Below are 20453 nucleotides of genomic sequence, written 5' to 3' on the forward strand. Positions count from 1 at the left end.
ATCGGCCGGACGGTGCATGCGACGCCACTAGGCTTGACCCCATGCTTCGCATGTCCACGCTCTTCCTTCGCACGCTGCGCGAGGACCCGGCCGACGCCGAGGTCGCCTCCCACCGGCTCCTGATCCGGGCCGGCTACATTCGCCGCGCCGCCCCCGGCATCTACTCGTGGATGCCCCTGGGCCTGCGGGTGCTCGCCAAGGTCGAGGCGGTGGTGCGCGAGGAGATGGAGCGCGCCGGCAGCCAGGAGGTCCACTTCCCGGCGCTGCTGCCCAAGGAGCCCTACGAGGCGACGGGGCGGTGGGACGAGTACGGCCCCAACCTCTTCCGCCTGCAGGACCGCAAGGGCACGGACATGCTGCTCGCCCCCACGCACGAGGAGATGTTCACGCTGCTCGTGAAGGACCTGTACAGCAGCTACAAGGACCTCCCGCTGTCGCTGTTCCAGATCCAGACCAAGTACCGCGACGAGGCGCGCCCGCGCGCCGGCCTGCTGCGCGGCCGCGAGTTCATCATGAAGGACGCGTACTCGTTCGACGTCGACGACGCCGGGCTCGAGGCGTCGTACCAGGCCCAGCGCGAGGCCTACATCCGGATCTTCGAGCGGCTGGGCATCGATTACGTGATCGTCACGGCGACCTCTGGCGCGATGGGCGGCTCGAAGTCCGAGGAGTTCCTCGCCCCCACCGTGATCGGCGAGGACACCTTCGTGCGGTCTCCTGGCGGCTATGCGGCCAACGTCGAGGCCGTCACGACGCCTGTGCCTGACCCGATCGACTGGACCGACGCCCCCGACGCCCATGTCGAGGACACCCCCGACACCCCCACGATCGACACCCTGGTGGCCGTGGCGAACGAGCGGCACCCCCGGCCCGAGCGACCCTGGACCGCAGCGGACACGCTCAAGAACGTGGTGCTCGCCCTCACGTCTCCCACGGGCGAGCGGTCGCTGCTCGTCGTGGGCGTGCCCGGCGACCGCGACGCGGACCTGACGCGCCTCGAGGCCGCCCTTGCGCCGCACACCGTCGAGCCCGCGACCGAGGCGGACTTCGCTCGGCACCCGCAGCTCGTCAAGGGCTACATCGGCCCGGGCGCTCTGGGTCCGCAGGCCCGCGACGAGGGCGTCGCCCGCGGCGACGAGGGCGACACGGCCATCCCCTACCTGCTGGACCCGCGCATCGTGCCGGGCACCCGCTGGATCACGGGAGCCGATGCGCCGGGCAAGCACGTGTTCGACCTCACCGCGGGCAGGGACTTCAGCGCGGACGGCACCGTCGAGGCGGCAGAGGTGCGCGAGGGCGACCCCGCGCCGGACGGCTCCGGGCCCCTGGAGCTCGCGCGCGGCGTCGAGATTGGCCACATCTTCCAGCTGGGACGCAAGTACGCCGAGGCCCTGGGGCTCCAGGTGCTCGACGTCAATGGCAAGCAGCAGACGGTGACCATGGGCTCGTACGGCGTGGGCGTGACGCGCGTGATGGCGCTGCTCGCGGAGCTCAACAACGACGAGCTGGGGCTGAAGTGGCCTGCGCACGTGGCCCCGTTCCACGTGCACGTGGTCGCCACCGGCAAGGACCAGGACGTGTTCGACACCGCCGAGCGCCTCGCGGGGGAACTCGAGGCGGAGGGCCTCGAGGTCCTCTACGACGACCGCGCGGGCAAGGTCTCGCCCGGCGTGAAGTTCAAGGACGCGGAGCTGGTGGGTGCGCCCTTCATCCTCGTCGTGGGACGCGGGCTCGCGGATGGCGAGGTCGAGCTCAAGGTCCGTGCCGAGGGCTCGAGCGAGGCGCTTGCGCTGGCCGAGGCCGTGCCCACGGTCGTCGAGCGCGTGCGCGCCGCCCTCGCGTAGGGGCTAGTCCGAGCCCACGGACTCGATGCCGGGCAGCGCTGGCACCGGGTAGGGGCTGTCGGTGGGCTCCCCGAAGGCCGCCGCCTGCGCGTACGCATCGAAGGCGGCGCCCAGCAGCCACGGCTTCTCGCCGGCGCCGGCCGTGGCGGCCAGTGCCGCGTAGGCGGCGCCCAGACGGTTCTCGATCTCGATTGCGGTCGCCACGCGCTGAGCGCTGTCGCCGGACTGCTCGGGGCTCAGCACGTACACCGCCGCGCGCTGGTCCTCCACCCCCGGGAGGTCCACCAGCGACTGTGCGCGCGCGTCCTGCAGTGCGCGCCGCGCAAGCCACTGCTCGCGCTCGTCCTCCGCCGCACGGGCGGCCAGCACCTCATACGCGTAGCGCGCCTGATCGTGTGCCAGCCCGAGCTCGCTCAGCGTCTCCTCATCGGTCGTCGAGCCCTCTGCTGGCAGCAGCGACGGCTCCGGGATCACCGGGGTCGACAGCAGTCGCTCCTCGACCACGGGCTGCGTCTCCCCGGCGACCTGATCGTCGACCCAGATCGCGAACCAGCTCGACAGCGCGTGGGACAGGCCGGCGGCGGTCAGCAGCGAGGCGAGGTCCGCGTCCTGCGCGACCAGCGCATCGGCCAGGTGGCCGTCGCGAGCGGCGGTGACGGCGGCGACCACGTCCGTCGGCACGGCCGATGCGACGGGAGTCGGGGAGGAGTCGGGGTACGCGATGTACAGGCCGCCCAGCGCCTCGAGGCGCTGGGGCGCGGCGGCCCCCTCGATCTCTGCGATCACGACGGCCTGCGGGGTGCCCGCCCCTGCTGCGGTGGCGATGGCATCGATGACGGCCTGCTCGCGCTGCGCCGCGTCGTCGCGCATCACCGTGACCGCGTCCGGCGACGGCCACTGCGGCGCAGGAGTCTCCATGCGCCAGGAGCATCCCGCGACGAGGAGCGTCGCGGCCACCACAGCTACGATCCCCCAGGTGTGGCGCGTCCTCATGGCCGTCATCATCCCATGCAGCGCAGGTAGACTGTCCGCGACCGAATTTCAGGAACGGAAGCGCTTGCGCACAGGAGGCTGGGCCCATGGACCTCACGACCAGGATCGCCGAGCTGGCCGCGCCGGGCGCAGCCGCCGCGGGTCTCGAGGTCGACTCCGTGTCCGTCTCGCCCGCAGGCAAGCGCACGCGCGTGACCGTCACCCTCGACCTCCCCGAGACCGAGGTGGGCGGGGCCGATCTCGACGCCATCGCGGCGGCGTCACGCGCCATCGGCGCGGCGCTCGACGAGGCGAACGTCCCGTCGACCCCCTATGTCCTCGAGGTGGGAACGCCCGGCACGGACCGGCCCTTGACGGAGCGTCGCCACTACCTGCGCGCACGCACCCGACTGGTGGCCCTCGTCCTCGTCGATGGGACCACGACCACCGCCCGCCTCACGGATGTCGACGGCGACACGCTCGTGCTCGGCGCGCCGCACGGCGAGGAGCGCATCGCGATCGACAACGTCGCGGAGGGCCGCATCGAGGTCGAGCTCAAGCGCATGGATCAGGAGGACTGATGGACATCGACATGGTGGCCCTCAAGGGCCTGGAGAGAGAGCGCGAGATCCGGCTCGACGTGCTCGTCGACGCGATCGAGCAGGCACTGGTCTCCGCGTACCACAAGACCCCGGGCGCCTACCGGAACGCTCGCGCCCACGTGGACCGCGACAGCGGCAAGGTCTCGATCTTCGCGCGCGAGGACGTGGACCCCGAGTCCGACGATGTGCTCGAGGACCAGCCCGAGTTCGACCACACCCCGGACAACTTCGGTCGCATCGCGACGGCGACCGCCCGCCAGGTGATCGTGCAGCGCATGCGCCAGGTGGGTGACGACGCGGTGCTGGGGGAGTACGCGGGCAAGGAGGGGCAGCTCGTGTCCGGCATCATCCAGCAGAGCGCGGACCCCCGCAACGTCCACGTGGACATCGGCGAGACCGAGGCGCTGCTGCCGCCGCACGAGCAGGTGCCCACGGAGACCTATGTGCACGGCGAGCGTCTGCGCGGCTACGTGCTCGAGGTCACGCGCGGCCAGAAGGGCCCCTCGATCATGCTCTCGCGCACGCACCCGGGCCTGGTCCGCAAGCTCTTCGAGATGGAGGTGCCCGAGATCGCGGACGGCACCGTCGAGATCATGAGCCTGGCGCGCGAGGCGGGCCACCGCACCAAGGTCGCGGTGCGCGCCACCGAGCCGGGGGTCAACGCCAAGGGCGCGTGCATCGGTCCCATGGGATCGCGCGTGCGGGCAGTGATGAGCGAGCTGCGCGGCGAGAAGATCGACATCGTCGACTGGCATGAGGACCCCGCCACGTTCGTGGGCAACGCCTTGTCGCCGTCGCGGGTGGTGTCCGTGACCGTGGTGGATGAGGAGGCTCGCGCCGCGCGCGTCGTGGTGCCGGACTTCCACCTGTCGCTGGCGATCGGCAAGGAGGGCCAGAACGCCCGTCTCGCCGCCCGTCTCACGGGATGGCGCATCGACATCCGCTCGGACGAGGCGCCGGACGTTCCGGGGCGCGCCGACGCCCCCCGGTCCTAGCCGCCGCTGCAAGCCGCTAGACTGATGGGGCCGAGTTTGCCTTCCGGCGACACCGATGCGCGTCCGCACGAGCCCGTGCGCACGTGTGTGGGATGCCGCCGCAAGGCTCCTCGGTCGGTTCTGGTGCGTCTCGCACTCGAGGGCGACCGCGTGGTCGTCGACGAGAGCGCGACGCTGCCGGGTCGGGGTGCATGGCTGCATCCCGATGCCGACTGCCTCGCTTTGGCGTCGCGCCGCAACAGCATCGGACGAGCCCTGCGCTCGCCCGGCGCGGATGCGACGGGCGTCGCCCTCCCGGGCGCGTAGGTTCCGGAGCCGCCATCATGCCCGCCATCGAAGATTGGGACGAAAGCCCATGGTCATCCGATGAGTTCCTCACGATGAGTACCCACCCGTAACGATGGTTCGACCCTGTCTTGGTCGGACCAAGACAGGAGAATTGTGGCAAAGCCCCGCGTTCACGAGATCGCGAAAGAGCTCGGAGTTCCGAGCAAGGATCTGATCGCCAAGCTCAACGAGCTCGGCGAGTACGTCAAGGGAGCCTCCTCGGCTCTCGAGGCGCCTGTCGTGCGCAAGGCCCGCGAGGCCTTCCCCGCGGCGCCCGGCAAGGACGACGCCTCCCAGACCCCCGCGAAGCCCAAGGCGAAGCCGGCTCCCAAGCCTGCCGCGCCCAAGCCTGCCGCGCCTGCGGAGCCCGCCCCCGAGGCGGCCCCGGAGGCCAGCGCACCCGCGCCGAGCGCACCCCAGGCTCCTGCGCAGGAGTCCGCGCCTGCCGCCGCCGACGACGGACCCAAGCCGGGCGCGGCCACGCCGGCGGACATGCCCAAGCCCCGCCCCCGCCCCGGCGGCAACAACCCCTTCTCGGAGCGCACCGCCGGACCTCGTCCGCGCCCGCGTCCGGGTGGCAACAACCCCTTCCAGACCACGCGTCCCGGCGCGCCCCGCCCGGGCGCACGTCCCGGTGGCCCTGGCGGTCCCGGTGCAGGCGGTCCTGGCGGCCGTCCTGCCGGTCCCGGCGGGCGACCCACGCCCGGCCAGATGCCCAACCGCGCCCCTGGGCGCGGAGGCCCAGGTGGCCCCGGCGGTCCTGGAGGCCGTCCCGGTGCTCCCGGCGCTGGCGGCGGTCCCGGTGGACGGCCCGGATTCGGCGGCCCCGGTGGCCGTCCGGCCGCGGGTGGTCGCGGACGCGGCGGCGGCACTGCCGGCGCATTCGGACGCCAGGGCGGACGCCCTGCGCGCTCACGGAAGTCGAAGCGTGCCAAGCGCGCCGAGTACGAGCAGCAGCAGGCTCCGTCGATCGGCGGCGTGCAGATCCCTCGCGGTGACGGCAACACGCTGATCCGCCTGCGCCGTGGCGCGACCATCACGGACTTCGCCGAGAAGATCGATGTCAACCCCGCGTCGCTCGTGACCGTGATGTTCCACCTGGGCGAGATGGCCACGGCCACGCAGTCTCTCGACGAGGCGACCTTCGAGACCCTGGGTGCCGAGCTGGGCTACAAGATCCAGATCGTGTCCCCCGAGGAGGAGGACCGCGAGCTGCTCGAGGACTTCGGCCTCGACATCGAGGCCGAGCTCGAGGCCGAGGGCGACGACGTCCTGGAGGCTCGTCCTCCGGTCGTCACCGTCATGGGCCACGTCGACCACGGAAAGACTCGCCTGCTGGACTCGATCCGCAAGGCGGACGTCATCTCTGGCGAGGCCGGCGGCATCACCCAGCACATCGGCGCCTACCAGGTGCACCATGAGCACGACGGTGAGACCCGCGCGATCACGTTCATCGACACCCCGGGTCACGAGGCGTTCACCGCCATGCGTGCTCGTGGTGCGAAGGTCACCGACATCGCCATCCTCGTGGTCGCGGCGGACGACGGCGTGATGCCGCAGACCATCGAGGCGCTCAACCACGCCCAGGCGGCGAACGTTCCGATCGTCGTCGCGGTCAACAAGGTGGACAAGGAGGGGGCCAACCCCGACAAGATCCGCCAGCAGCTCACCGAGTACAACCTGGTCGACGAGGAGTGGGGAGGCGACACGATGTTCGTCAACGTCTCCGCGCTCAAGAGCCAGGGCATCGACGAGCTGCTCGAGGCCGTCCTGCTGACCGCCGATGCGGGCCTGGACCTGCGGGCCAACCCGGACAAGGACGCTCGCGGTGTTGCCGTCGAGGCGCACCTGGACAAGGGCCGCGGCGCCGTCGCGACCGTGCTGGTCAACTCGGGAACGCTGCGCGTGGGCGACTCGATCGTCGCGGGAACGGCCTATGGCCGCGTCCGTGCGATGTTCGACGAGCACGATCAGCCGGTGGAGGAGGCGCACCCCGCGCGTCCGGTCCTGGTGATCGGACTGACGTCGGTGCCCGGCGCCGGCGACACCTTCCTGGTGGCGGACGACGACCGCACCGCGCGTCAGATCGCGGAGAAGCGTGAGGCCGCGAACCGTGCCGCACAGCTCGCGAAGCGTCGCAAGCGCATCAGCCTCGAGGACTTCGCGAAGGCGATCGAGGACGGCAAGGTCGACACGCTCAACCTCATCATCAAGGGAGACGTCTCCGGTGCCGTCGAGGCGCTCGAGGACGCGCTGCTGCAGATCGATGTGGGCGACGAGGTCGACCTGCGCATCATCCACCGCGGCGTGGGTGCCGTGACGCAGAACGACGTGAACCTGGCGACGGTCGACAACGCGATCATCCTGGGCTTCAACGTTCGCCCTGCGGAGCGCGTGCAGGACCTCGCGGACCGCGAGGGCGTCGACATGCGCTTCTACTCGGTCATCTACCGCGCGCTGGAGGACGTCGAGGCGTCGCTCAAGGGCATGCTCAAGCCCGAGTTCGAGGAGCGTCAGGTGGGCGCCGCGGAGATCCAGGAGATCTTCCGCAGCTCCAAGTTCGGCAACATTGCCGGCTGCCTGGTGCGCAACGGCAAGATCGTCCGCAACGCGAAGGCGAAGGTGGTCCGCGAGGGCGTCGTCATCGGCGAGCCCACGATCGACACCCTGCGCCGCTTCAAGGATGACGTCACCGAGGTCAAGGACGGCTTCGAGTGCGGAATCGGCCTGGGCAAGTTCAACGACATCCAGGTCGGTGACATCATCGAGACGTTCGAGATGGTCGAGATCCCGAGGTCCTAATGGCAGACAGCGCACGCGCTCTCAGGCTCGCGGGCACCATCAAGAAGCTGGTGGCTCGCGCGCTCGAGACCGAGATCAAGGACCCTCGCCTGGGGTTCGTCACGGTGACGGATGTTCGCGTCACCGGCGACCTGCAGCAGGCATCGGTGTTCTACACGGTGTACGGCGGGGACGAGGAGCGTGCGGCCACGGCCGCCGCCCTCGCCTCGGCCAAGGGGCGACTGCGCTCGATCGTGGGAGGTGAGCTGGGCATCCGGCTCACCCCCACGCTCGACTTCATCCTCGACGCGGTGCCGGAGACGGCCGCGAGCCTCGACAGGGCGCTGCACGAGGCGCAGCAGCGTGACGCCGAGCTGGCGAAGCTGCGCGAGAACGCGAAGTACGCCGGCGACGAGGACCCGTATCGTCACCCCGATGAGCACGACGCGGATGGCGAAGACCCCTCAGCCTGAGCCCGCGCCCGGGCTGGTCGTGGTGGACAAGCCTGCGGGCTGGACGTCGCACGATGTCGTGGGCCGCATGCGCAGGCTCGCGCACACCCGCAAGGTGGGCCACGCCGGCACCCTCGATCCGATGGCCACGGGCGTGCTCGTGATCGGGATCGGGCGCGCCACCCGTCTGCTGACCTACATCGTGGGTCACGACAAGGAGTACACGGCGACCATCCGCCTGGGGCAGACGACGGTGACCGACGACGCCGAGGGCGAGGTCACGGCGACGGCCGATGCGTCGGCCGTCTCGGACGACCAGGTCGCCGATGCGGTGCTCGCCCTGACGGGGCAGATCCAGCAGGTGCCCAGCTCCGTGAGCGCCATCAAGGTCGACGGGGTGCGGTCCTACAAGCGCGCCCGCGACGGCGAGGACGTCCAGCTCGCCGCCCGCCCCGTCACCGTCAGCGCCTTCGAGGTGCTCGACACGCGGCGGGCCGATGCGCTCGTCGACATCGACGTGCGCGTCGCCGTGTCCTCGGGAACGTACGTGCGAGCGCTCGCACGCGACCTGGGAGCCGCGCTGGGCGTAGGAGGACACCTGACCGCACTGCGGCGCACGCGGGTGGGCGGGCTCACTCTCGACGACGCAGTGACGCTCGAGGCGCTCGCGGAGCTGGTCGACGCGGGCGACGAGGTGCCGCGCGTGCCCCTGGGCACTGCCGCATCGGCCGTCCTTCCCGTTCTCGACCTGGACGAGCGGGACGCCGTCGCGCTGGGCTACGGCCAGGCGATCGACCCGGACGGTGCAGCAACGCTCGAGGGAGACGGGCCCTTCGCCGCATTGGCTCCGGATGGCGACCTGGTCGCCGTGGTCGAGCGCGGCAGGGGAGGCCTGCGCCCCGCCGTCGTGTTCCGTCCGTCCTCGCCTGCGGCATGATGGGCGCCATGCACGTCTGGAACTCGCTCGAGGAGGTCCCCGCGGACCTGGGCCCCACCACCGTCACGCTCGGCAACTTCGACGGCGTCCATCGCGGTCACCAGGCCGTCCTGACCCGGATGGTGGAGGACGCCGAGGCGCGCGGACACCGCGCCGTCGCGATGACGTTCGAGCCGCACCCCAAGGCCGTCCACGACCCGGAGCACCCGCCGCTGCTCATCATGGGCCTCGATGACAAGCTGACGTTCCTGGAGGAGACCGGGCTCGACGGCATCATCGTGGTGCCCTACACGCTCGACTTCGCGCAGCAGACGCCGCAGCAGTTCGTGCGGACGTGGCTCGTGGACGGGCTCGGCGCGGCCCGCGTGGTGGTGGGGCGCGACACCAAGTTCGGGCGGGGCAACGCCGGCGACGTCGACACCCTGCGCGCCCTGGGACAGACCATGGGCTTCGACGTCGAGGTGATCGACGACGCGTGCGCGATCTCGGAGTCCGGCCGGCGCTGGTCCTCGACGTGGGTGCGCGAGCTGCTCGAGGACGGCAAGCTCGACGAAGCCGCGGAGGTGCTGGGCCGCCCGCATCGCCTGAGGGGCGTCGTCGTCGACGGCGACAAGCTGGGACGCACGATCGGCTTTCCTACGGCGAACCTGGATGTCAGGGCCGGGATGATCCCGCGTCACGGGGTGTACGCGGGCTGGCTCACCGTGCTCGACGCGCGCGGCAATGACAAGGCGGACCTGGTCGCAGGGGTGGCGCTGCCCACAGCCGTCAGCCTGGGCTTCAACTACACCGTGGGCAGCGAGGGCCTGCGCGTCGAGGGATTCGTCATCGACCGCGACGATCTGAACCTGTACGGCGCGGAGGTCGCGTTCGACCTGGTGCGATGGAGGCGGCCGATGCTGGACTTCGGGTCGCTCGAAGCGCTCACCGATGCGCTCGGATCTGACGTCGAATGGTGCCGGGACGTGTTACAACTCGATTAAACCGGGCAAACACCGCAAGAATCCGGCTATGGTCGAATCATGAGCGAAAGCCCTGGAAGCAGCGCGGAGTCCGGCGACAGGCCACTGGTCAGGCTCGAGCACGTCAACAAGCACTTCGGCGAGCTCCATGTGCTCAACGACATCAATCTCGATGTCACGCGCGGCGAGGTGGTGATCGTGATCGGGCCGTCGGGCTCGGGCAAGTCGACGCTGTGCCGCGCGATCAACCGCCTCGAGACCATCGACGACGGCGTGATCGAGATCGACGGCGTCCGGCTGCCGGAGGAGGGCAAGCCGCTCGCGCAGCTGCGTGCGGACGTGGGCATGGTGTTCCAGTCCTTCAACCTCTTCGCTCACAAGACCATCCTCGAGAACGTGACGCTCGGCCCCATCAAGGTGCGCGGCCTGCCCAAGGCGCAGGCCCGCGAGGAGGCCATGGCGCTGCTCGAACGAGTGGGGATCGCCAACCAGGCACAGAAGTACCCGGCGGCGTTGTCCGGAGGTCAGCAGCAGCGCGTCGCCATCGCTCGCTCGCTCGCCATGCGGCCCAAGGTCATGCTGTTCGACGAGCCCACCTCCGCCCTGGACCCCGAGATGATCAACGAGGTCCTCGACGTGATGACGGACCTCGCGAAGGAGGGCATGACGATGATCGTCGTGACCCACGAGATGGGCTTCGCGCGCAAGGCCGCGAACCGCGTGGTCTTCATGGCGGACGGGCTGATCCAGGAGGAGGCGACGCCGGAGGAGTTCTTCACGAACCCCCAGTCGGAGCGCGCCAAGGACTTCCTGTCGAAGATCTTGACGCACTGAGTGCGTGAGGGCCCCGTGCATCCCTCGGGGCGGGAGAGAGGAGACAACATGTTCACGAAGACCAAGGTGGCCGCTCTGGGAGCGGCCGTGGTGCTCGCGCTGGCGGCGTGCTCATCCGGAGATGATGGCAATGGCGGGGAGGACGTCGACCCCGGCGAGTTCCCTGAGGGCTCGACCATGGCGGAGCTGGCGGAGGCTGGCTCGATCACCATCGGCACCAAGTTCGACCAGCCGCTGTTCGGGCTGCTCGCGCCGTCCGGCGTGCCGGAGGGCTTCGACGTCGAGATCGGCACGATCATCGCGTCCGAGCTGGGCATCGACGAGGACGGCATCGAGTGGGTCGAGACGGTGTCCGCGAACCGTGAGCCGTTCATCCAGGACGGCACCGTGGACATCGTGGTCGCGACCTACACGATCAACGACGACCGCAAGGAGCTCATCAGCTTCGCCGGTCCGTACTACAACGCCGGCCAGGCACTCATGACGCTGTCCGGCAACACGGACATCACCGGGCCGGACGACCTCGCCGGGATGAACGTGTGCTCCGTGACGGGATCGACGCCCGCGCAGAACATCTCCGACAACTATCCGGACGCCGAGCTCTCGCTGTTCGACGCCTACACCGACTGCCTCGAGCCGCTGCGCAATGGGCAGGTCGACGTGGTCACCACGGACAACGTGATCCTCGCGGGCTACGTCGCGGACTCCGATGGCGAGTTCGAGGTGGTGGGGGAGCCCTTCACCGAGGAGCCCTACGGCATCGGCGTCGAGCGCGAGGACACCGAGTTCCGCATGTGGATCAACGACGTCCTCGAGGAGATCTTCGAGGACGGTCGCTGGCTCGAGGCGTGGAACGAGACTGCCGGCACGGTCCTGCCGGAGCCCGAGGTTCCCACCGTCGACCGCTACGAGGTCGGATAGGGGATCACCCCGTGCGGCCCCTCTGACGAGGGGCCGCACGGCTCATCCGGAGGAGAGCATGGTCACGTTCATCGAGGAGTTCGGCGCCGTCTGGGGCGGCTTCCTCGGCACGCTGTCGTTGACGGTGATGGCCGGGGTGCTGTCGCTCGTGGGAGGCACGCTCCTCGCGGTCATGCGGGTGTCGCCCGTCGGGCCACTGAGGACGTTCGGCACGCTCTACGTGGAGATCGTCCGCAACACCCCGCTGACCCTCATGTTCTTCTTCTGGGTGTTCGTCGCGCCCAGCGTGGGCCTGCTGTTCCCCGATCTTGGCTTCTGGCCGGCCGTGACGGCGCTGAGCATCTACACCAGCGCCTTCGTGTGCGAGGCGCTGCGCTCGGGCGTGAACTCCGTCGGGATCGGTCAGGCGGAGGCCGCCCGCAGCATCGGCCTGACGTTCCGGCAGTCGCTCATGCAGGTGGTGCTTCCCCAGGCGTGGCGCACCGCGATACCGCCGCTCATCTCCGTGCTGATCGCGCTCACCAAGAACACGTCGGTTGCCGCGGGCTTCGCCTATGTGGAGCTCGTCACCGTGCAGCGCACGCTGATGACCTCGAACCCCACTGACGGACTGTGGATCTTCTTCGGCATCGCGCTCATGTACCTCGTGATCACCATCCCGCTGGGCGTGCTCGCCGGGCAGGTCGAGAAGAAGGTGGCGTTCGCGCGATGAAGTCCGAAGCATCCGTCCTCTACGACGTCCCCGGCCCGCGGGCGAAGCGGCTCGACGTCATCCTCAACTGGGTCTTCACCGGAGTGTTCCTCGCCGTGGCGGCGTGGGTGATCGTCGCGTGGTACGACCGCGGCATCTTCGACGACAGGTGGCAGATCCTCTGGGACCCGCCCAAGGGCCAGACCGCGGGCGACGTGTGGAGCTCGCTGTTCACCGGCGTCCTGAACACGCTCAAGGCCGCCGCGGTCGCGGCCCCCATCGCGGTCGTGTTCGGCGCCACGGTGGCGATCATCCGTCGCGGGGCACGTCGCCGCGTGCTCTCCGGCTCCTCGGCCGTCGTCACCGAGCTCGCGCGCGGGCTGCCCGTGCTGATGCTCATGTTCCTGGCGAAGCTGTTCTTCGGCTGGTCGCCGCTGTGGTCCGTGGTGTTCGGCCTCGTGGTCTACAACGCCGCGGTCGTCGCCGAGATCCTGCGTGCGGGCCTGGCCGCCCTGCCGGCGGGGCAGAGGGAGGCCGGGCTGAGCATCGGCCTGTCGCCGATGCGCACCACGCTGCTGATCGAGCTTCCGCAGGCGGTTCGCATCATGCTGCCAGCGCTCATCAGCCAGATGGTGGTGCTCCTCAAGGACACCGCGCTGGGCTACATCGTGTCCTACAACGAGCTGCTGCGCGTCATCAAGACCAACCGCGACTACTTCGGGGACCGGTACCTCATCCCGCTGTTCCTCGTGGGCGCGGCGATGTTCATCATCATCAACCTCACCATCTCTCGTCTCGCGATCTGGATCGAGGGTCGGATGCGTCGGTCCAAGCATGTCGCCAGCAAGGACGATGGCTCCGAGGCGATGCACGAGGGCGGCGCCGAGTCTGCGCGGTACTCCGCGAACACCGGCTACGGAACGGGCGGCACCCCAGGTCCGTAGCGCGCGCCTCGGCGCGAGCAGATCGGGCGCGCTGCGCGCGGCGTCGAGTCCGCGGCGTCCCCTTCGCTAGTCTCGGACGCGAGGGAAGGGGTGCCATGCGCACGACGAGCGTGAGGAGCGTCGCCGCAGCGGCCGTCGCGGTGCTGCTGTCAGCGGTGCTGGCGGGGTGCAGCAGCAATGAGTTCGCGCCTGATTCCACGATGGCACGCCTGGCCGAGTCCGGCGCGATCACCATAGGGATCAAGGCCGACCAACCGCTGTTCGGGGAGCTGGACGAGTCCGGCGCCGCGCGCGGGTTCGACACCGAGATCGCGCGCATCGTCGCGGACGAGCTGGGCATCGCCGAGGACGGCATCGCATGGGTCGAGGCGGTCTCCGGCGAGCGCGAGCGGATCCTGGCGGACGGCGAGGCGGACCTGGTGGTCGCCACCTACACCATCTCGAGCGAGCGCAAGGAGCGCGTGGGCTTCGCGGGGCCGTACTACGTCGCGGGGCAGAGTCTCCTGACCCGTATGGACGATGCGACGATCGCCTCCGTGGCGGACCTCGCAGGCAAGGACGTGTGCTCGGTGCAGGGGTCGACCGGCGCGCGCACCATCCGCGATCTCGCTCCCGAGGCGAACGTTGTCCTGTTCGAGGACTACAGCGCGTGCGTCGACGGGTTGGGAGAGGGCCAGGTCGACGTGGTCACCAGCGACGACGTGATCCTCGCCGGCTACGCCGCACAGCGTCCCGGCGAGTTTCGCCTGGTGGGCGGGAACGTGACGGCGGAGCCGTACGGGATCGGCGTGGCGCTCGAGGACGACGAGTTCCGCATGTGGATCAACGACGTCCTGGAGGAGGCCATCGAGGATGGCCGCTGGAAGGCTGCGTGGGACAGCACTGCGGGAGCGGTGCTGCCAGAGCCGCAGCGCCCCTACATCGACCGGTACTGACGTCGCGCGCCTGCCAGCATGAACAGTCGCTGAACGCGCGCTGAACTCTTGACGGCTGGCGGGTCGCGGGCTTGCTCTCAGCCGCTGTGAACCGGCACATTCTGCCCATGCCTGACGCCCAGCATCGCCCTGCGCTCGCCGCCGAGCGCGCGCGCGTGGCGCTGTGGCGCGGCGCGGGCGATGTGAGCCTGAGCGACGTCTCCCTGCCTCCTCTGGAGCCCGGTCAGGTGCTCGTCGACGTGTCCTGCGCCACCGTGTGCGGATGCGTGCGCCGGGTGATGGCCGAGCGGCGCTTCGGTGGTGCGCCGACGGTGCTGGGGCACGAAGGAGTGGGCACGGTGGTCGCGACCGGCTCCCCGGTGCGAGCGGCCGGCGGCGGCGCACTCGTCCCCGGCGCCCGCGTGGTGTGGTCGCCCACCGTCACCTGCGGGGTGTGCCCGCGATGCGCCGCGGGCTCGCGAGCGACGTGCAGGGGTGCGATCGAGGTGGGCTCGGAGCCGGTGTCGCAGGCGTGGGCGCTGAGCGGGGCGTTCGCCTCCCATCTGCTCCTTCCCGCGGGCGCGACGATCGCGACGGTGCCCCCCTGGGCTCCCGATGGGCTCGTGAGTCCCGCAGGGTGTGCCATCGCCCGTGCGTGCGCTGCCGTCGAGCGCGTGGGTGGTCTCGCGGGGCGCAGAGTCGTGGTGCTCGGCGCCGGGCTCATCGGCCTGGCCGTGGTCGCGATGGCGGCGGAGGCGGGGGCAGCGTCCTGCTCGGTGGTCGATCCGGACCCGCACCGCAGGCGCCGCGCGTTGGACTTCGGTGCGGACGTGGCGCTCGATCGCGGCGCCCGGGTGCCCTCCTGCGACGCGGTGATCGACGCCTCGGGCGTGGGCGACGGGGCCAGCGACGCGCTGCGCTCTCTCGCGGGCGGCGGCGCACTCGCTCTCGTGGGCACCGCTCAGCGCGCGACCGTCGAGATCGACGTCGCACGCGTCGCGCGCGAGGCCCACACGATCGTGGGCGTGGCCGGAAGCGAGCCTCGGCACCTGGTCGAGGCGGTCGAGTTCCTCGTCAGCACCCATGCCGTGCGACCATGGGCGCAGCTGGTGGGGGAGTCGATCCCCCTCGAGCGTCTCGCGGGCGCGCTGCTCGCTGATCCGCCGCGCGAGCGCATCCGGATCTCCGCTCACGCCTCGGTCGCACCCGCGACGCCGCTTCCTGTATGATTGGACGTCGCCGTGTAACGGCCGCGGATTCGAGAGCCCCCAGAGAACCTGCCTGGGAGCGCCGCGCAACGAGACAAGAAGGAGTGCGCCGTGCCTTTGGACGCAGCCACCAAGAAGTCCATCATGACCGAGTACGCCACCAACGAGGGCGACACCGGTTCCCCCGAGGTCCAGGTCGCGCTTCTCACGCAGCGCATCAACGACATCAACGAGCACCTCAAAGAGCACAAGCACGACCACCACTCGCGCCGTGGTCTGCTGCTGCTCGTCGGTCAGCGCCGCAACCTCCTCAACTACCTCCAGCGAGTCGACATCGAGCGCTACCGCTCGTTGATTGAGCGCCTGGGCCTGCGCCGCTAGGTCGCAGCCAGTCGCGCTCGGCCCGGCCGCTCCCTCCTCACGGAGGTCGAGCGGCCGGGTCTTTCACTTTCCCGGCCTCCACCGCATCGGCCGCCATGACTGATAGAGTGGAGACGGCCCGCCACCCGTGGCGCGCCCACTTTCATACACCTGGCAGGCCAGCTGGACGCTGATCCTCGGTGGAGATGAGCAGACTCCCGCATCGCACGCGGTGGGCGAATCTGAGCATGTCGACTGACGATCAGTGGTGCTGAAGCCCCTTTGAGTTCGGCCTGGCCTGCTCCAACAGAAATGGAGCGACTTCCACATGGAAGGTCCTGAGATCCAGTTCGCCGAGGCAACCATCGACAATGGTTCGTTCGGCACCCGCACCGTCCGCTTCGAGACTGGCCGTCTGGCCAAGCAGGCCGCCGGCTCCGCCGCCGCCTACCTCGACGGCGAGACGATGCTGCTGGCCGCCACCACGGCCGGCAAGCACCCCCGCGAGGGCTTCGACTTCTTCCCCCTGACGGTGGACGTCGAGGAGCGCTCGTACGCCGCCGGCAAGATCCCCGGCTCGTTCTTCCGTCGCGAGGGCCGTCCCTCGACCGACGCGATCCTCACCTGCCGTCTGATCGACCGCCCGCTGCGCCCGTCCTTCGTGTCCGGCCTGCGCAACGAGGTCCAGGTCGTCATCGACGTCCTCGCCATCCACCCGGATGACGCGTACGACACCCTGGCCATCAACGCGGCGTCCATGTCGACGCAGCTGTCCGGCCTGCCCTTCTCCGGCCCCATCGGCGGCGTGCGCGTCGCGCTGGTGGACGGCCAGTGGGTCGCGTTCCCGAAGTACTCCGACAAGGAGCGCGCGGTGTTCGACATGGTCGTCGCCGGCCGCGTGGTGGGCGACGACGTCGCCATCATGATGGTCGAGGCGGAGGCCACGGACGACGCCTTCAACCTCATCTCCGAGGGTGCCCAGGCGCCCACCGAGGACGTGGTGGCTGAGGGCCTCGAGGCCGCCAAGCCCTTCATCAAGGCGCTGTGCGACGCCCAGGCCGAGCTCGCCGCGAAGGCCGCCAAGCCCACCGTCGAGTTCCCCCGCTTCCTCGACTACGAGGACGACGTCTACTCGGCCGTCGAGCCGCACGTGTCCGGTGACCTCACCGCCGTGCTGCAGATCGCTGACAAGCAGGAGCGCGAGAACCGCCTCGACGAGATCAAGGCGAGCACGCTCGAGCACTTCGCCGGCCAGTTCGAGGGCCGCGAGAAGGAGGTCTCGGCAGCGATCCGCTCCGTGACCAAGCAGACCATCCGTCAGCGCATCCTCAAGGACGGCGTCCGCATCGACGGTCGTGGCCTGGCGGACATCCGCCCGCTGTCGGCAGAGGTGGGTCCCATCCCGCGCGTGCACGGCTCCGCGATCTTCGAGCGCGGCGAGACCCAGATCATGGGCATCACGACGCTGAACATGCTCAAGATGGAGCAGCAGATCGACTCCTTCAACCCGGAGACGAAGAAGCGCTACATGCACCACTACAACTTCCCGCCCTTCTCCACGGGCGAGACCGGTCGCGTGGGCTCCCCGAAGCGCCGCGAGATCGGCCACGGTGCGCTCGCCGAGCGTGCCCTGGTGCCGGTGCTGCCGTCGCGTGAGGACTTCCCGTACGCGATCCGTCAGGTCTCGGAGGCACTGGGCTCGAACGGCTCGACCTCGATGGGCTCGGTGTGCGCCTCGACGCTCGCCATGCTCAACGCCGGCGTGCCCCTGAAGGCCCCCGTCGCGGGCATCGCGATGGGCCTCGTGTCCGACACGGTGGACGGCGAGACCCGCTACGCGGCGCTCACCGACATCCTGGGCGCGGAGGACGCGTTCGGCGACATGGACTTCAAGGTCGCCGGAACCTCCGAGTTCATCACCGCGATCCAGCTCGACACCAAGCTCGACGGCATCCCTGCCTCCGTGCTGGGTGGCGCCCTGGGCCAGGCCAAGGACGCGCGTCTGCACATCCTGAGCGTCATGAACCAGGCCATCTCCGAGCCCGACGAGATGAGCCCCACGGCTCCGCGCATCATCACCGTGCGCGTGCCCGTGGACAAGATCGGCGAGGTCATCGGCCCCAAGGGCAAGATGATCAACCAGATCCAGGACGACACCGGCGCGGACATCAGCATCGAGGACGACGGCACCGTCTTCATCGGCGCTGACAACGGCGAGTCCGCCGAGGCCGCGCGCTCCGCGATCAACGCGATCGCGAACCCGCACGTGCCCGAGGTCGGCGAGCGCTTCGTCGGCACCGTCGTCAAGACGGTCGCGTTCGGCGCCTTCGTCTCGCTCAGCCCCGGCAAGGACGGTCTGCTGCACATCTCGCAGATCCGCAAGCTCGTGGGCGGCCAGCGCGTCGAGAACGTGGAGGACGTCCTGTCCATCGGCCAGAAGATCCAGGTCGAGATCCAGGAAGTGGACCCGCGCGGCAAGCTGTCGCTCGGCGTGGTCGAGGAGAAGTCCGCGGACTCCTCCGACGAGGCCGGCGAGTAGCACCCGCCAGAACTGACGCTCACGAGGGCGGTCCCGGTAGCCCGGGGCCGCCCTCGTGGCGTGTGGGGGAGGGAACGCGCTGGACTTCAGGGCTCGCTCTCGTTATGTTGGAGTCAACAACAAACGGGAGTGTGGCGATGAGGCTCGAGCTCGAGCAGGTGGTCCGGCGGGTGCGGGACCACACGGACGGCGAGGACGATCTGCGGCGGCTGGTCGACGGCGAGTGGGTCCAGTACCGGCTGTCCCGCTCCCTGCTCGATCACACCAGCCACGCGCACACGCTGTGCGAGCGGATCTCGCGTGCGCTCGATGAGGATGCCGCTGAGGCGACCCGGCTCCTGCGCGAGCTGGTGCCGGGACTGGGCGACGGCGTCGATGTGCGTCCGCCGTTCAGCATCGACTACGGACTCACCCTCACGGTGGGGGACCGCACGTTCATCAATGCGGATCTGCTGATCATCGGCGGAGGCCCGGTGGTCATCGGCGAGGACTGCCTGATCGGCCCACGGTGCGGCATCTACACGCCCAACCATGCCGAGGACCCCGTCCGCCGGCGTGAAGGCTTCGAACGTGCCGCCCCCGTGGTCATCGAGGACAACGTGTGGCTGGGAGGCTCCGTCACGATCACTCCCGGCGTGACCATCGGCCGCGACAGCATCGTGGGGGCGGGCTCCGTGGTCACCCGCGACGTCCCGCCCGGCGTGGTGGCGGCGGGCAACCCGTGCCGCGTGCTGCGCGACCTCGTGACGCAGGCCTGACCCGCGCTCGGCGCGGTCGAGAGGCGGGCTAGGCTCGCAGGCATGCCTCACGCACTCCCTCTCGTCGCCGCATCGGCCATCGGCGCCCACCTCACCGTCGAGCAGGACCAGGGCGCGGTGATCCAGCGCTCCGTCCTGCCCGGTGGCGTGCGGGTGCTCACCGAGCACATCCCCGGCATGAGATCGGCGACGCTGGGCGCGTGGATCGGCGTCGGCAGTCGTGACGAGACCCCGGAGCATGCGGGCTCGACCCACTTCCTCGAGCACCTGCTGTTCAAGGGCACGGCCCGGCGCAGCGCGCTCGACATCGCCGAGGCCTTCGACCGGGTGGGCGGCGAGTCCAACGCGCTCACGGGCAAGGAGTACACCTGCTACTACGCCCGGACCATCGACACGGACCTGCCGCTCGCGATCGACGTGATCCTCGACATGGTGACCTCCGCGAGGCTCGACGAGGCCGACTTCGACATGGAGCGCGGCGTCATCCTCGAGGAGCTCGCGATGGCGGAGGACGATCCAGGCGACGTCGCTCACGAGCGCTTCACCGAGGCCGTGCTGGCCGGGCATCCGCTGGGCCGGCCCATCGGCGGGACGCCCGACATCATCCGCTCGGTGTCGCGCGACGCGGTCGAGGAGCACTATCGCCAGCACTACGGCCCCCAGACCCTGATCGTCACCGCCGCTGGAAACGTCCACCACGAGACCGTGTGCGCCATGGTGGCCGATGCGCTGACCGCGGGCGGCTGGGACCTCACCGGCGAGACGGCTCCGGTCGCTCGGCGCGACGCGCTCGCGCCGGTGGACGCGGGCCTGACGCCCCAGGTGCGCATCACCCGGGATCTGGAGCAGGCCCACGTGATGCTGGGCACGCGGGGCTTCCGTGCCACCGATGAGCGCCGTTCGACCCTGAGCGTGTTCAACGCGATCCTGGGTGGCGGGATGTCCTCGCGCCTGTTCCAGGAGATCCGCGAGAAGCGTGGGCTGACCTATGCGGTGTACTCGTTCGGGGCGCCCAACGCGGAGACCGGCATCTGGGGGATGTACGCCGCCTGCAATCCGCGCGTCGCGGACGAGGTCGAGGGCCTGCTCGCCGTCGAGCTCGAGCGCATGGCTCAGGGCGTCACCGCGGAGGAGCTCGAGAAGGCCAAGGGGCAGATCGCGGGCACCACGGTGCTGCGCCTGGAGGACAGCTATTCGCGCATGTCGCGCCTGGGCAAGTCCGAGCTGGTGTTCGGCGAGCTGTGGAGCATCGCCGAGGCCCTCGACCAGGTGCGCTCGGTCACCGCTGATGCGGTGGTGGGCCTGGCGGCGGAGCTCGCGTCGCGCGATCGCTCGAGCGTGAGGGTGGGCCCGGCGGTCGCGTAGCCCTGCGCGCTCGCAGTCGTCGAGCGTCGGATCTCGCCGGATCCCTG

General features: G+C 70.1%; 19 protein-coding genes. 18 read left to right on the plus strand and 1 reads right to left on the minus strand.

All coding sequences use genetic code 11. The features are described 5' to 3' along the window. The first annotated feature begins 50 nt into the window (after window positions 1-50). On the plus strand, window positions 51-1844 hold the full coding sequence (locus Dac01nite_RS04795; protein ID WP_203655154.1) for a proline--tRNA ligase: 1794 nt from the start codon (window positions 51-53) through the stop codon (window positions 1842-1844). Between the two features lie 3 nt (window positions 1845-1847). On the opposite strand, the gene Dac01nite_RS04800 is transcribed toward Dac01nite_RS04795, so the two are convergent. Continuing rightward, window positions 1848-2837, minus strand: a complete 990-nt coding sequence (locus Dac01nite_RS04800) for a DUF4439 domain-containing protein (RefSeq protein WP_203653787.1) — start codon at window positions 2835-2837, stop codon at window positions 1848-1850. 86 nt (window positions 2838-2923) lie between these two features. On the opposite strand from Dac01nite_RS04800, the gene rimP reads away from it, so the two are divergent. From rimP to Dac01nite_RS04885, 17 genes are all read left to right on the plus strand, one after another. Then, window positions 2924-3397 carry a ribosome maturation factor RimP gene (gene rimP, locus Dac01nite_RS04805; RefSeq protein WP_203653788.1) on the plus strand — a complete coding sequence of 158 codons (474 nt, stop codon included), beginning with the start codon at window positions 2924-2926 and terminating at the stop codon, window positions 3395-3397. Further along, window positions 3397-4413: a transcription termination factor NusA gene (gene nusA / locus Dac01nite_RS04810; RefSeq protein ID WP_203653789.1), complete on the plus strand. Its 1017-nt coding sequence runs from the start codon at window positions 3397-3399 to the stop codon at window positions 4411-4413. The genes rimP and nusA overlap by 1 nt, the downstream gene beginning before the upstream one ends. Window positions 4414-4437: 24 nt before the next feature. Continuing rightward, window positions 4438-4719, plus strand: coding sequence for a YlxR family protein (locus Dac01nite_RS12185; RefSeq protein WP_203653790.1), 282 nt, complete (start codon window positions 4438-4440; stop codon window positions 4717-4719). Between the two features lie 135 nt (window positions 4720-4854). Next, window positions 4855-7542 carry a translation initiation factor IF-2 gene (gene infB, locus Dac01nite_RS04820; protein WP_203653791.1) on the plus strand — a complete coding sequence of 896 codons (2688 nt, stop codon included), beginning with the start codon at window positions 4855-4857 and terminating at the stop codon, window positions 7540-7542. Then, the gene (rbfA, locus tag Dac01nite_RS04825) at window positions 7542-7994 is read left to right on the plus strand and encodes a 30S ribosome-binding factor RbfA (RefSeq protein ID WP_203653792.1); all 453 of its coding nucleotides are present in this window, start codon (window positions 7542-7544) and stop codon (window positions 7992-7994) included. The genes infB and rbfA overlap by 1 nt, the downstream gene beginning before the upstream one ends. Further along, complete coding sequence (gene truB, locus Dac01nite_RS04830) at window positions 7957-8910, plus strand: tRNA pseudouridine(55) synthase TruB (protein WP_239066522.1); 954 nt, start codon at window positions 7957-7959, stop codon at window positions 8908-8910. The genes rbfA and truB overlap by 38 nt, the downstream gene beginning before the upstream one ends. A gap of 8 nt (window positions 8911-8918) precedes the next feature. Further along, window positions 8919-9893, plus strand: a complete 975-nt coding sequence (locus Dac01nite_RS04835) for a bifunctional riboflavin kinase/FAD synthetase (protein WP_203653793.1) — start codon at window positions 8919-8921, stop codon at window positions 9891-9893. Between the two features lie 39 nt (window positions 9894-9932). Beyond that, window positions 9933-10706: an amino acid ABC transporter ATP-binding protein gene (locus Dac01nite_RS04840; RefSeq protein WP_373307234.1), complete on the plus strand. Its 774-nt coding sequence runs from the start codon at window positions 9933-9935 to the stop codon at window positions 10704-10706. Window positions 10707-10754: 48 nt separating this feature from the next. Continuing rightward, complete coding sequence (locus Dac01nite_RS04845) at window positions 10755-11627, plus strand: glutamate ABC transporter substrate-binding protein (protein WP_203653794.1); 873 nt, start codon at window positions 10755-10757, stop codon at window positions 11625-11627. A gap of 58 nt (window positions 11628-11685) precedes the next feature. Continuing rightward, window positions 11686-12339 carry an amino acid ABC transporter permease gene (locus Dac01nite_RS04850; RefSeq protein ID WP_203653795.1) on the plus strand — a complete coding sequence of 218 codons (654 nt, stop codon included), beginning with the start codon at window positions 11686-11688 and terminating at the stop codon, window positions 12337-12339. Beyond that, on the plus strand, window positions 12336-13262 hold the full coding sequence (locus tag Dac01nite_RS04855) for an amino acid ABC transporter permease (RefSeq protein WP_203653796.1): 927 nt from the start codon (window positions 12336-12338) through the stop codon (window positions 13260-13262). The genes Dac01nite_RS04850 and Dac01nite_RS04855 overlap by 4 nt, the downstream gene beginning before the upstream one ends. Window positions 13263-13357: 95 nt before the next feature. Then, window positions 13358-14197, plus strand: a complete 840-nt coding sequence (locus Dac01nite_RS04860; RefSeq protein ID WP_203653797.1) for a glutamate ABC transporter substrate-binding protein — start codon at window positions 13358-13360, stop codon at window positions 14195-14197. A 107-nt stretch (window positions 14198-14304) separates the two neighbouring features. Next, window positions 14305-15405: an alcohol dehydrogenase catalytic domain-containing protein gene (locus Dac01nite_RS04865; RefSeq protein ID WP_203653798.1), complete on the plus strand. Its 1101-nt coding sequence runs from the start codon at window positions 14305-14307 to the stop codon at window positions 15403-15405. A gap of 90 nt (window positions 15406-15495) precedes the next feature. Next, window positions 15496-15765: a 30S ribosomal protein S15 gene (gene rpsO, locus Dac01nite_RS04870; protein ID WP_203653799.1), complete on the plus strand. Its 270-nt coding sequence runs from the start codon at window positions 15496-15498 to the stop codon at window positions 15763-15765. A 307-nt stretch (window positions 15766-16072) separates the two neighbouring features. Further along, a complete protein-coding gene (locus Dac01nite_RS04875) occupies window positions 16073-18283 on the plus strand; it encodes a polyribonucleotide nucleotidyltransferase (protein WP_203653800.1) in 2211 nt (736 codons plus the stop codon). Between the two features lie 137 nt (window positions 18284-18420). After that, a complete protein-coding gene (locus Dac01nite_RS04880; protein WP_203653801.1) occupies window positions 18421-19041 on the plus strand; it encodes a sugar O-acetyltransferase in 621 nt (206 codons plus the stop codon). A gap of 42 nt (window positions 19042-19083) precedes the next feature. Continuing rightward, window positions 19084-20406, plus strand: coding sequence for a M16 family metallopeptidase (locus tag Dac01nite_RS04885; protein ID WP_203653802.1), 1323 nt, complete (start codon window positions 19084-19086; stop codon window positions 20404-20406). Window positions 20407-20453: the final 47 nt, after the last annotated feature.

Origin of the sequence: Demequina activiva, from assembly GCF_016862815.1 — a bacterium.
Taxonomy (GTDB): Bacteria; Actinomycetota; Actinomycetes; order Actinomycetales; family Demequinaceae; genus Demequina; species Demequina activiva.